This is a genomic window from Streptomyces sp. NPDC043680, from assembly GCF_056436685.1.
Window position 1 is genome coordinate 312,418 of record NZ_JBWKCE010000005.1, and the last position, 11,909, is coordinate 324,326.

Here is an 11,909-nt window from a genome sequence, read left to right on the forward strand (position 1 = left end):
TCCGGGCCGGCGTCCGTGTCGGGGTTGGGCCGGAGTACGCCAAGGGCGTCGGCCCTGCGGAAAGGGCCGAGGAGAACCAGGTGACGACGTATGACGACCGAGCGAGCCTCGCGGATCTGACGAGCACGGCCGAGCGGGTGCGCCGCTCGGTCGAGACCGTGATCGAGGGCAAGCCCGAGGTCGTACGCCTCGCGCTGACCGTGCTCCTCGCCGAGGGGCACCTGCTGATCGAGGACGTGCCCGGCGTCGGCAAGACCATGCTCGCCAAGACGCTCGCCAAGTCCATCGACTGCTCGGTCCAGCGCATCCAGTTCACACCGGACCTGCTGCCTTCCGACATCACCGGCGTCAGCATCTACGACCAGCAGCGCCGCGAGTTCGAGTTCAAGCCCGGCGCGATCTTCGCCCAGATCGTCATCGGCGACGAGATCAACCGCGCCTCGCCCAAGACCCAGTCCGCGCTGCTGGAGTCCATGGAAGAGCGCCAGGTCACCATCGACGGCACCACCTACGCGCTGCCGAGCCCCTTCATGGTGGTCGCCACCCAGAACCCCGTGGAGATGGAGGGCACCTACCCCCTCCCCGAGGCCCAGCGGGACCGCTTCATGGCCCGCGTCTCCGTCGGATACCCGAGCCCCGAGGCCGAGCTCCAGATGCTGGACGTCCACGGCGGGCTCTCCCCCCTCGACGACCTCCAGGCCGTCGCGCACGCCCACGACATCACCAAGCTCATAGAGGCCGTCCGCGAGGTGTACGTCGCCGAGCCGGTCCGCCGCTACGTCGTGGACCTGGTCTCCGCCACCCGCAGCCACCCCGACCTGCGCCTGGGCGCCTCGCCGCGCGCCACCCTGCACCTGCTGCGCGCCGTGAAGGCCTCGGCCGCCCTGTCCGGCCGCGAGTACGTCCTGCCCGACGACGTCCAGGCGCTGGCCGCCCCGGTCCTCGCGCACCGGCTGCTGCCCACCGCGCAGGCCCAGCTGAACCGGCGCAGCGCCGAGCAGGTCGTCCACGACATCCTCCAGCGCACCCCCGTCCCGGCCGCGCACGTCCGCGGCGAGATGCCGCCCGGCGCGGGCGTCCGGGGCTTCTGATGAGCGCCGGTGCCCCGCGCGGCGCCGGCGGCGGAAGCCAGGGCGGCGCCGGACTGCGCGCCTCGCTGTCCGGCCTGACCACCCGCGGCCGGTCCTTCCTGGCCGCCGGGGTCGCCGCCGCCCTGTGCGCGTACGTCCTCGGCCAGGGCGAGCTGCTCCGGGTCGGACTGCTGCTCGCCGCCCTGCCGCTGATCTGCGTGCTGGCCCTGCACCGCACCCGCCACCGGGTCGCCGGCAGCCGCCGGCTGACCCCGATGCGGGTGGCGGCGGGCGCCGAGGCCCGGGTGCAGCTGCGCATGGACAACACCTCCCGGATGCCCACCGGTCTGCTGATGCTCCAGGACCGGGTGCCGTACGTCCTGGGTCCCCGGCCCCGCTTCGTGCTGGACCGGGTCGAGCCGGGCGGCCGGCGCGAGGTGTCCTACCGGGTCCGCTCCGACCTGCGCGGCCGCTATCCGCTGGGCCCGCTCCAGCTGCGGCTGACCGACCCGTTCGGGCTGGTGGAGCTGACCCGCTCGTTCAGCACGTACGACACCCTCACGGTCGTCCCCCGCACCGAGGCCCTGCCCGCGGTCCGGCTCACCGGCGAGACCTCCGGCTACGGCGACGGCAGCCGCCGCTCGCTGGCCCTGGCCGGCGACGACGACGTCATCCCGCGCACCTACCGGCGCGGCGACGACCTGCGCCGGGTGCACTGGCGCTCCACCGCCCGCTACGGCGAGCTGATGGTGCGCCGCGAGGAGCAGCCGCAACGCAGCAAGGCCACCGTCCTGCTGGACACCCGCGGCACCGCCTTCGAGGGCGCCGGCCCGGACTCCGCCTTCGAGTGGGCCGTCTCGGGTGCCGCCTCCTGCGTGCTGCACCTGCTGGAGCAGGGCTTCTCGGTGCGGCTGCTGACGGACACCGGCAACGCGGTGCCGGGCGCGGGCGGCGGCGGCTTCTCCTCCGGCGGGCAGGAGTCCGCGGAGGCGGCCGGGCTGATGATGGACACCCTCGCCGTCGTCGGGCACTCCGAGGGCGCCGGGCTCTCCCGGGCGTACGACGCCGTGCGCTCGGGCGGCGGCGACGGCGGGTTCGGCTCGGGCAGCGGTGACGGGCTGCTCATCGCCTTCTTCGGGGAGCTGGACGACGTACAGACGGACATGGCGGCCAGGATGCGCCGCCTCAGCGGGGGCGCGGTGGCCTTCCTCCTGGACCCGGCGCTCTGGGCCGGGTCGCCCTCGCGGGTGGAGGAGCGGCTGCACCGGCTCCGCGACGCGGGCTGGACGGCGCTGGCGGCCCCGCCCGGGGTGGCCTTCGGGGAGCTGTGGCGGCAGGCCGGGAACGCTCCGCTCGGCACGGGACCTTCCGGAGGTCGGGGATGAGCGGGCGCGCTCGATTGACGCTGTTCGCGATGGTGGCGACCCTGCTCACCTCGTGGTCGCTGGTCGCGCTGGTGGACTCGGCGGGCTGGCTGCTCCAGGCGGCGCTGCTGCTGGCGGTGCAGAGCGGGGTGGGGGCGGCGGCCCGGCGGGTGCCGTTGGCGCGGCCGCTCATGGTGGCGGGCCAGGCCCTGGTCTCGCTGCTGGTGCTCGCGTTCCTCTTCGCGGGCAAGGGCGAGTCCACCGGGACCGGGCCGGTGGCCTATCTGGTGACGGACTTCGGGGCGCTGTTCCGGCGCGGCGTCCAGGACGTGGGCGAGTTCGCGATCCCGGCGCCGCTGACGGACGGCATCCGGCTGCTGCTGCTGTCCGGGGTGCTGCTGATCGGCCTGCTGGTGGACCTGCTGGCGGTGACCGTGCGGACGGCTGCCGCGGCCGGGCTGCCGCTGCTCGCGCTGTACTCGGTGGCGGCGGGTCTCTCCGGCGGCGCCGGGGCCTCCTGGGTGTCCTTCCTGCTGGCGGGGAGCGGCTACCTGTTGCTGCTGCTCGCCGAGGGCCGGGACCGGCTGGCCCAGTGGGGCCGGGTCTTCGGCGGCGCCCCGGCGGGGCGGGTGTCGGCGGCCTCCGGCTACGGGGGCGGCGGCGCGGGCCCGGGCCAGGCGGTGTCCCCCGTGCGCACCGGACGGCGGATCGGCGCCGTGGCCCTGGGCATCGCCCTGGTGGTGCCCGCCGGGCTGCCCTCGCTCGGCGGCGGACTGCTCGGCGCGACCGGCGACTCCGCGGGCGGCGGCAGCGGTACGGGCGGCACGATCTCGGCGGTCAACCCGCTGGTCTCCCTCCAGGGCAGCCTCAACGCCCAGGACAACCGGGTGGTGCTCAAGTACCGGACGGACAGCCCCCAGCTCGGCGAGCAGTACCTGCGCATCCTCGCGCTGGACGAGTTCAACGGCGTCAAGTGGGAGGCGTCCGGCCGGACCCTGACGGACGTTCCGGAGCAGCTGCCGAGGCCGCCGGGGCTGAGCGACCAGGTGCGCAAGGACGCGGTCGAGGTCCGCACGAGCATCTCGGCGGCGGACACCTACGCCCAGCGCTACCTGCCGATGCCGTACCCCGCGACGGGCATCGACATCGCCGGGAAATGGCGCTTCGAGCCGGCGGGGCGGACCCTGGTCGGCGACCAGCTGGGCAAGGACCGGTTCCAGAACGTCCAGGGGGCCATGTACACGGTACGGAGCCTGCTGCTCCAGCCGACGGCGGTGGAGCTCCAGGCGGCGCCGGAGGCGAACCCGGGGATCCGGGCCGAGTACACGAAGCTGCCGGGCAACCTGCCGGCGGTGGTCGGGGACACGGCCCGCCAGGTCACCAAGGGCGCCAAGGACGACTACACGCGCGCGGTGAAGCTGCAGGACTACTTCGCCGTGAACGGCGGCTTCCGCTACGACACGAAGGTCGCCTCGGGCACGGGTCCGGAGGCCATCGCCCGCTTCCTGGCGGACAAGGAGGGATTCTGCATCCACTTCGCGTTCTCCATGGCGGCCATGTCGCGCTCGCTGGGGATCCCGGCGCGGGTCGCGGTCGGGTTCACCCCGGGTGAGAAGCAGTCCGACGGCAGCGTGAACGTGTCGATGCGCGATGCGCACGCCTGGCCGGAGCTGTACTTCGAGGGCGTCGGCTGGACCCGGTTCGAGCCGACGCCCCGCCAGGGCATCACGGTGCCGGACTACTCCCGGCCCCGAACCCCGGCCGCCCAGCCCTCGGTGCCCGCGCCGCTGCCCACGCCGAGCGCGGCGCAGCCGTCGACGGCGCCGTCGAATGCCGACGCGTGTCCGCCCGAGCTGAAGAAGCTCGGCGAGTGCGGGGGTGCGGCGCCGCACCAGAACGCCGGCTCCGGGGGCGGCGGGCCCTCGCTCGGCTCCGTCCTGGCCTGGACGGCCGGGGCGCTGGCGGTCCTGGGCCTGCCGCTGCTGCCGCTGCTGTGGCGTACGCGGGTCCGCAACCGGCGACTCGCTGCCGGGGCCGTCCTGCCGGCCTGGCGGGAGCTGGGCGACGCGGCCTGGGACGCGGGCATTCCGCCCGACGAGGCCCTGTCGCCGCGCCGGGCGGCGGGGCGGATGGTCGTGCTGGGACGGCTCGACCCGGAGGCGGCGCAGGCCGTGCACCGGGTGGCCGGGGCGGTCGAGCGGGCTCTGTACGCGCCGCCGGGCGCGGAGGACGCCTACGAGGCCGTGGCCGCCGATGTCCTGCTGGCCCGTGCCGCGCTGCTGGCCGGGCTCGGCCGGGGCGCCCGCCTGCGGGCGCTGCTGCTGCCGCGCTCGGCGGTCCGGCTCCAGTGGGCGGCAGCGGCACGCCGGTCGTCCCTGACGGCGCGCACCACGGCCCTCGCGACCCGGACCCGGGCCCGCATCCCCGTCCGCCCACGCGGCTAGCTCGGGTCCGGCGGGCCGGCGGACCGGCAGCGGTGTCGGGCCGACCGGGGCGCGAGCCGGGATGCGAGCCGGGGTCCGGACGCACGGACGCGGCGAGGCTCGATCCCCCCGAGCCCCGCCGCGTCCGCGTCCTGCGTCACGGAGGAGGCCCCGGCCCGCACCGGCCGCCCCGTGTCGGCGGTCCGGACCGGGTCTCCTGTCCGTTGCTCCCAGTCTGACGTTCGCCCAGGTGGGAGCCCATCCGCGCGCGTACTCATTTCCCCGGCTAGGTACGGGTACTCAGTCGGGCGGCTGCGGCGCCCCACCAGTTCTACGCCGCACACGCGGCCCAGGGCACCGCCGATCGGGTCACCGCCTCAGCAGTTCCCGCCGACCCGCCCCCGCAGCAGCAGCGACAGCGCCGAGTGCACGTCGTCCAGCGACCGCTCGCTCTGGAAGGACTGCCAGTCCAGCGCTGCCACCAGCACCATCCCCACCATGGCGGCGGCGGTCAGCTGCACGTCGATCTCCGCGCTCAGCTCCCCGCGCTCCACACCCTCCCGCAGCACCGTCTCCACGACGGCCACCGCCTCCTGCCGGACCACCATCAGCGTGGACTGCCAGGTCCGGTTGGTGCGCCACAGTTCGGCGACGTAGAGCTGGGTGAAGGCCGGGTACCGGTCGATGAAGACGAGGCCCGCCCTGATCATCGCGTCGAGTGCCTCGACCCGGCTGCCGCCCCGCTCCTCCGTCTCCTGCGCGGCGGCCCGCAGCGAGGCCGTGAGCAGGCCGACGCCGTGCCGCAGGAGCTCCTCGAAGAGCTCGTTCTTGCTCGCGAAGTTGTAGTAGACGGTGCCCTTCGCGACGCCCGCCCGCTCGGCGATCTCGTCGACCGTGGTCGCGGAGAACCCCTGTTCGGCGATGAGGGTGACGGCTGCTTCGTAGAGCTTCTGGCGGGTCGCCTGCCGACGGCCGCCGCCGGTACCGGTCCTGCTGCTGTCCATGGCGCTGATTCTCACAGGTCACGCGTCCTTACAGGCTCAGTTCCGGGTGCAGGCGGTCCATCGTCCACACCTGCTTGCCGCGTGCGGCGAGCGAGGTGAGGACGAGGGAGCCCACCGTGAACGCCGCCAGGACCGCGCAGCCCTGCCAGACCGGCGTGAGGTCCCCGCCGGTGATCAGGCGCCGCAGGCCGTCGACGATGTACGACATCGGCAGGTACGGGTGGACCCAGTTGAAGAAGTCCGGGCTGGTCTGAACGGGGTACGTACCGCCCGCCGAGGTCAGCTGGAGCATCAGGACGGCGAGGACGAGGATCCGCCCGGCCGCACCGAACTTGGCGTTCAGCCACTGGACGATCGCCGCGAAGCAGGCGGTGACCAGCAGCAGGAAGCCGATGGTGAGCGCCGGGTGCGCCATCTGGAGGCCGAGGCTCGGCGCCCAGTGCAGTACGGACATCAGCGCGGCCACCTGCGCCACCCCGAGGCCGGCCACGGGCAGCCAGCCCGCGAGCGCGATCCGCCACGGGGAGGCGCCCGCGGCCAGGGCCCGCTTGTTCAGCGGCGCGATCAGCATGTAGGCGACCATCGCGCCGACCCAGAGGGAGAGCGGGATGAAGTAGGGGGCGAAGCCGGTGCCGTAGTTGGGCGCCTTGTGCAGCGACTGGTTCGCGAGCTTCACCGGGTCGGCCATGACCTCGGTCCGGGTATCGCGCTGCTGCTCGTCGTAGTCGGGGATCTTCTCGGCGCCGCTGTGCAGGCCGCCGGCCAGTTCCCCGGTGCCGTCGACGAGCTTGTACATGCCGCCGTCGAGGCGGTGCGCGCCGTCGCCGAGCTTGCCGACGCCCTCGACGAGCTTGCCGGAGCCGGAGGAGGCCGTACCGAGGCCGGTGTGCAGCTGGGCCACACCGCTCGCCACCTTGTGGGCACCCGTGTTGAGGGCGTTGACCTTGGTGACGGCCGCGTCGAGGTCGGAGGACAGGCCGGGGGCCGCCTTGGCGAGGTCGCGGGCCTGCTTCTCCAGGTCGGTCAGCTGCCGGCGGAGCTTGCCGAGGTCGCCGTTCGCGTCCTTGACCAGGTTGTTGACGTCACCGGCCAGCAGGGCGCCCTCGGCGGCGTCGTCCTTGAGCTTCTTCAGCTGGGGGCAGGTCGCGGGCACCGGCTTGGCACCGGCGGTGCAGGTCTTCGCGTAGACCTCGGAGGCCTCGGTGGAGACCCGCTGGGTGACGGTGGCGGCGGCCGGGGCCTTCTTGGCGAAGGTCTCCAGGTGGTTGTTGACGACCTTGGCGGTGTCGGCGACCAGCACGGCGGTGTCGGCGACCTGCTTGGGGTCCTTGAGGAAGGGGCGGGCCTTGTCGGCGGCGCCGTTGACCTTGTCGGCGAGGGCCTGGGTGCCGTCGGCGACGTCCTTGGAACCGGTCTCCAGCTTGCCCGCCCCCGATTCGAGCTTCTTCAGCCCGCCGCTCAGCTCACCGGTCTTCTCCTCGGCCGTGTCCAGACCGTCGGCCAGGTCCTTGGCGCCCTGCTGGGCCTTGCCGGCGCCGTCCTTCAGCTTGTCCGCGCCGTCGGCGGCCTCGGCCGTCTTGTCGTGCAGGTCGGAGAAGGAGACGAAGATCTTGTCGAGGAAGCCGCGGGAGGCGTTGGTCGACGCCGCCGCGCGCACCTCGGAGAAGACGGTGCGGGAGATCGAGCCGACGATGTAGTTGTTGGCGTCGTTGGTGCGGACCTGGAGGGCGCTGGTGGCCGGGTCCGCGCCGGAGCTGGAGGCGATCTTCGCGCTGAAGTCGGCGGGCATGGTCAGGGACAGGTAGTACGTCCCGTGCTCCAGGCCCTCGGCCGCCTCCTGGGCGCTCACGTCGTGCCACTCGAAGGTCTTGCTGGCGTGCAGCTTCTTGGTGATCTCACCGCCGGCGTCGATCCGCTTGCCTTCGACGGTGGCGCCCTGGTCGGCGTTGACGAGGGCGACGGGCACCTTGTCGAGGCGGCTGTACGGGTCCCAGAAGGAGCACAGGTACAGCGCGCCGTAGAGCAGCGGCAGGAGGAGCAGCGCGACGAGAGCGGCGGCGGGCAGCTTCCCCCGCCCGAACCGCTTCAGCTCAAGCGCGGCGAGCTTCGGCGAGCGCATCGTCCGTCCCCTTCGTGTCGTCGGTGTTGCCGGTGTTGCCGGTGTCTTCGGCGGTGTCGGTGGCGTCGGTGGTGTCGGTGTCTTGGGTGGTGTCGGCGTCTTCGGAGCCGCCGGCCGCTTCGTCGGATGCGCCGCGGGTGGCTTCGGTGGCTTCGGTGCCTTGGGCTGCCCGTCCGGCTTCGGGGCGGGCAGCGGCTTCCGCTGCGCCCGTGCGCAGGACCGTCACGTCGTCAGGGGCCTTGCTGCAGACGGCGAGGACGGTGGTGCCGGCCGCTGCGATCGAGCGGAGCAGCTCCCAGGCTTCGGCGCGCTCGGCCTCGGTGAGCTTGAGGTCGAGGTCGTCCAGGGCGAGCAGGCGGGGTGAGCCCAGCAGGGCGATGGCCACGGACAGCCGCAGGGATTCCAGCCGCTCCAGGTCGCGTACGGAGGTGCGCGGGCCCTTGGGCAGGGTGGCGAGGTCCAGTCCGGCGGCGGCCAGGGCGGCGTCGATCCGGGCCGTGGAGCCGGCGCGGCGCTCGCCGCGCGGGCGCAGCAGGGCGCGGACGGGTCCCTCGTAGCGGCGCTGGAGCAACGCGCCCTCGCGCAGCTGCTCGGCGACGGTCAGGGCCTGGTCGAGGTCGTTGACCCCGGTGACCGGTCCGAGTGCGGCGATCCGGCGGACCGCGGTCATCCGCTGGGGCAGGCGGTGGTCGGCGACCTCGGCGTGGCCCTCGGTGGGCTTCATGCGGCCGGTCAGGGCGAGGAGCAGGCAGGTCCGGCCGCTGCCGGAGGCGCCTTCGACCGCGACGAGCGAGCCGGGCGCCGCGTCGAGACCCACCCCCCGGAACACCCAGCCGCGCGGGCCCTTGAGTCCGAAGTTCTCGGCTTTGACGGCCGCGCCGTGCGGGCTGTCCACACCCTCCCCCTTCTTTTGAACTGACTGGTCAGTTCAAAAACTAGCACCTTCTGCCGCACCGCGTGTACCCAGCAAGCAAGTTGATGCCCGAGAAGCGGCAAAAGTGCAGGTCAACGGAATTGTCAGTGGGGCGCGTCACGATGGGGGCACGCACAGAAGCAGACGTAGAGCCACCGCACCGCACGCAACGACAGGAGGTTCGTCATGGCCACACCGTCCCCGTCCCCTGTCCATCCCGTCCCGCGCAGGTCGTCGGCGCCGCCGGCCGCGCTCGACCTGCTCGCCAAGGCCCGCAGCGGCCTGGCCGAGGCCGACCGGTTGCCCCGGCCCAACGAGCGGTACGCCACCGCCCACCTCGCCGCACTGCGCGTCGCCGCGGCCGTGCTCGCCGCGCGCGGGCGGCCCGAGCCGGTGAAGGGGCGGCGCAGGCCGAGGATCCGCAGTGCGTGGGAGGTACTGCCGGAGATAGCGCCGGAGCTGACGGAGTGGAGCGCGCTGTTCGCCTCCGGAGCCGCCCGCCGGGCCCGGGCAGAGGCGGGCATACCGGACGCGGCGACCGCCCGGGACGCGGACGACCTGGTGCGCGCCGTCGCCATGTTCCTGCGGCTGGTGGAGCGGATGCTCGCCCTCCAGCCGGTGGCGCAGACCCTGCCGCAGACCGTGCCGCCGCCCCGTCCGGAGCGTCCGGACGCGGGATGAGCTGCACGACTCCCGAAGGCAATAGGGTGGGGGACGCAGAGCCAACCCCTTCCGCGCCGAGGAGCCATCAGCCGTGTCGGACACTTCCCGCCCCCGTGCCTCCCTCCGCACCGCCGTGGTGTGGGAGGTCCTCAAGGAGGCGCTCGACCGCCGGGTGAAGGCGACCGGGCGGGACGTGCTGGACGTGCTCGACACCGGCGGCGGCACCGGCAAGTTCGCCGTGCCGGTGGCCCACCTGGGCCACCGGGTCACCGTGGTCGACCCCAGTCCGAACGCCCTGTTCGGACTGGAGCGCCGGGTCGCCGAGGCCGGCGTCGCCGACCTCGTCCGCGGCGTACAGGGCGACGCCCAGGGATTGCTGGACGTCGTCGAGCGGGACGCGTACGACGTGGTGCTCTGCCACGGCGTACTGGAGTACGTGGACGACCCGGCCGAAGGCGTGGCCAACGCGGTGGCGGCGCTGCGCCCCGGCGGCACGCTGAGCCTGCTCGGTGCGGGCCTCGGCGGGGCGGTGCTCGCCCGCGCCCTGGCCGGCCACTTCACCGAGGCCCGCACGGCCCTCAGCGACCCGGCCGGCCGCTGGGGTGCGGGCGACCCCGTACCGCGCCGCTTCACCGCCGAGCAGCTCGCCGGCCTGGTCGCCGGAGCCGGCCTGGAGGTCGGGGCGGTGCACGGCGTCCGGGTCTTCGCCGACCTCGTGCCCGGAGTCCTGGTCGACACCGAGCCGGGCGCGGTCGAGGCCCTGCTGCGGCTGGAGGAGGCCGCGGCCGAGCTGCCCGCCTTCCACGCGGTCGCCACGCAGCTGCACGTCCTCGGCGAGAAGCGCGCCTGAGTTCCGCTCGACTCCCCGCGGGGGCCCCGCCTGAACTGCGGGGCTTCCGCCGAGGGAGTAACAGCGGACCCCTCCGGACCGGCCGTCGGGCCCGTATGATCGGGACCAGTGATCGGCATGGGGAACGGGCCAATGGGGAATAAGCGCCTCAGCGACCGTCCCCCGGGCGGTACGGTTTTCGCGCAGTGCTTTCCAAGCAGTGCTTATACAGGCGATGCTTTTCAGAACCTGGCGTAAGGGGCGGGTGTCATGGGGGCGATTCCCCGCCTATCCTGAAGGGGACCCCTGGTCGCTACCCCCCGCGACCGACGGATGAGGAGGACTCCCGTGCCGCTCTCGGAGCACGAGCAGCGAATGCTCGAGCAGATGGAGCGAGCGCTGTACGCCGAAGATCCCAAGTTCGCGACAGCGCTTGAGGGAAGCGGACTGCGTACGTACACCCGGCGACGGGTCTACCAGGCAGTCGCAGGCATTGTGGTGGGTATCGCGCTCCTCATGACCGGTGTGATCATCCCGAACGTACTCTGGGTCAGCGTGGTGGGCTTCCTCGTCATGCTGGGCTGTACGGTCCTCGTGGTCACCGGCTGGCGCAAGGCACCCAAGCCTGGCGAGCACCCCGTCTCCGGCAGTGCAGGCGGTGCGGCCCACGGCCGCAACCGGCAGCGTCGGTCGATGATGACCCGGATCGAGGAGCGGTGGCAGCGCCGCCGCGACGAGCAGGGGCACTAGCTCCACGCAGACACGGGTGAGGGGACGGCCGCCGCAGGGCGGCCGTCCCCTCACCGTTCTGCACGCTCACCGTTCCGCCCTCCTACCGCTCCCCGCTGTGCCGGTGACTGATCCTGCGCCATGATGACCGGGTGAGTGTGCTCCCCCTGGTCTTCACCAGCGGCTGGGCCAGCGGGATCAACGCCTACGCCGTGGTCCTCCTGCTCGGCGTCTTCGGCGCGACCGGACTGACCGACGAGGTCCCCGCGTCCCTGCAACGCACCGACGTGCTGATCGTCGCTGCCGTGCTGTTCCTCTGCGAGGCCGTAGCCGACAAGATCCCGTACGTGGACTCCGTCTGGGACACGGTGCACACCGTGATCCGGCCGGTCGCCGGTGGCGTGGTCGGCGCGCTGCTCGCCGGCCAGAGCGGCTCGCTCTCCGACATCACCGCCGGGGTCATCGGCGGTTCCACCGCGCTCGCCAGCCATTTCGTCAAGGCCGGCACCCGGATGGCGGTCAACACCTCGCCGGAGCCCGTCAGCAACATCGTGCTGAGCACCGCCGAGGACCTCGGCGTGGCCGGCATCGTGACCTTCGCCGTGTTCCACCCCACGGCCGCCGCGATCATCGCGGCCGTCCTGCTGGCCACCGGCCTGGCCGCGCTGGTCTTCCTCTGGAGCAGGATCCGCCGCTTCCTGCGCCGCCGCGCCCAGCGCCGGGAGGAGAAGCAGCTGGCGGGCGGCGGGCGGCTCCCCGGACGGGCCGGGCCACCACCCTGGTGACCGCCTCGAT

At 73.4% G+C, this 11,909-nt stretch carries 10 protein-coding genes; 7 read left to right on the forward strand and 3 right to left on the reverse strand.

Annotated features, from left to right (window positions below; translation table 11 throughout):
- Positions 1–80 precede the first annotated feature (80 nt).
- From AC0666_RS13760 to AC0666_RS13770, 3 genes are read left to right on the forward strand one after another with little or no spacing between them, the layout of a single operon-like run.
- Positions 81–1,091, forward strand: coding sequence for an AAA family ATPase (locus AC0666_RS13760; protein ID WP_356852670.1), 1,011 nt, complete (start codon positions 81–83; stop codon positions 1,089–1,091).
- Positions 1,091–2,455, forward strand: coding sequence for a DUF58 domain-containing protein (locus tag AC0666_RS13765; RefSeq protein WP_468967101.1), 1,365 nt, complete (start codon positions 1,091–1,093; stop codon positions 2,453–2,455). Before AC0666_RS13760 ends, AC0666_RS13765 begins: the two co-directional genes overlap by 1 nt.
- Positions 2,452–4,878 carry a transglutaminase TgpA family protein gene (locus AC0666_RS13770; RefSeq protein ID WP_468967104.1) on the forward strand — a complete coding sequence of 809 codons (2,427 nt, stop codon included), beginning with the start codon at positions 2,452–2,454 and terminating at the stop codon, positions 4,876–4,878. Before AC0666_RS13765 ends, AC0666_RS13770 begins: the two co-directional genes overlap by 4 nt.
- A gap of 356 nt (positions 4,879–5,234) precedes the next feature.
- Here the strand turns inward: AC0666_RS13770 and AC0666_RS13775 are convergent, their stop codons facing one another.
- Genes AC0666_RS13775 through AC0666_RS13785 form a run of 3 tightly spaced genes read right to left on the reverse strand, consistent with a single transcriptional unit; the run spans position 5,235 to position 8,875 of the window.
- Positions 5,235–5,861, reverse strand: a complete 627-nt coding sequence (locus AC0666_RS13775; protein WP_361720455.1) for a TetR/AcrR family transcriptional regulator — start codon at positions 5,859–5,861, stop codon at positions 5,235–5,237.
- A gap of 28 nt (positions 5,862–5,889) precedes the next feature.
- On the reverse strand, positions 5,890–7,980 hold the full coding sequence (locus AC0666_RS13780) for a YhgE/Pip family protein (protein ID WP_468967107.1): 2,091 nt from the start codon (positions 7,978–7,980) through the stop codon (positions 5,890–5,892).
- The gene (locus AC0666_RS13785; protein ID WP_478707630.1) at positions 7,952–8,875 is read right to left on the reverse strand and encodes an ATP-binding cassette domain-containing protein; all 924 of its coding nucleotides are present in this window, start codon (positions 8,873–8,875) and stop codon (positions 7,952–7,954) included. Before AC0666_RS13785 ends, AC0666_RS13780 begins: the two co-directional genes overlap by 29 nt.
- Positions 8,876–9,079: 204 nt before the next feature.
- Here AC0666_RS13785 and AC0666_RS13790 point away from each other — a divergent pair, with 204 nt between their 5' ends.
- From AC0666_RS13790 to AC0666_RS13805, 4 genes are all read left to right on the forward strand, one after another.
- Positions 9,080–9,574 (forward strand): SAV_6107 family HEPN domain-containing protein, encoded by a 495-nt coding sequence (locus tag AC0666_RS13790; protein ID WP_468582128.1) that lies wholly within the window; start codon positions 9,080–9,082, stop codon positions 9,572–9,574.
- Positions 9,575–9,647: 73 nt separating this feature from the next.
- The gene (locus AC0666_RS13795) at positions 9,648–10,406 is read left to right on the forward strand and encodes a class I SAM-dependent methyltransferase (RefSeq protein ID WP_468582127.1); all 759 of its coding nucleotides are present in this window, start codon (positions 9,648–9,650) and stop codon (positions 10,404–10,406) included.
- Between the two features lie 327 nt (positions 10,407–10,733).
- On the forward strand, positions 10,734–11,135 hold the full coding sequence (locus AC0666_RS13800) for a DUF3040 domain-containing protein (protein ID WP_356852685.1): 402 nt from the start codon (positions 10,734–10,736) through the stop codon (positions 11,133–11,135).
- 131 nt (positions 11,136–11,266) lie between these two features.
- Positions 11,267–11,899: a DUF4126 domain-containing protein gene (locus tag AC0666_RS13805; RefSeq protein ID WP_468967115.1), complete on the forward strand. Its 633-nt coding sequence runs from the start codon at positions 11,267–11,269 to the stop codon at positions 11,897–11,899.
- Positions 11,900–11,909: the final 10 nt, after the last annotated feature.

Coding starts and splice junctions, on each gene's coding strand:
- AC0666_RS13765 (WP_468967101.1), top strand. CDS start 1,091: ATGAGCGCCGGTGCCCCGCGCGGCGCCGGCGGCGGAAGCCAGGGCGGC.
- AC0666_RS13770 (WP_468967104.1), top strand. CDS start 2,452: ATGAGCGGGCGCGCTCGATTGACGCTGTTCGCGATGGTGGCGACCCTG.
- AC0666_RS13775 (WP_361720455.1), bottom strand. CDS start 5,861: ATGGACAGCAGCAGGACCGGTACCGGCGGCGGCCGTCGGCAGGCGACC.
- AC0666_RS13780 (WP_468967107.1), bottom strand. CDS start 7,980: ATGCGCTCGCCGAAGCTCGCCGCGCTTGAGCTGAAGCGGTTCGGGCGG.
- AC0666_RS13790 (WP_468582128.1), top strand. CDS start 9,080: ATGGCCACACCGTCCCCGTCCCCTGTCCATCCCGTCCCGCGCAGGTCG.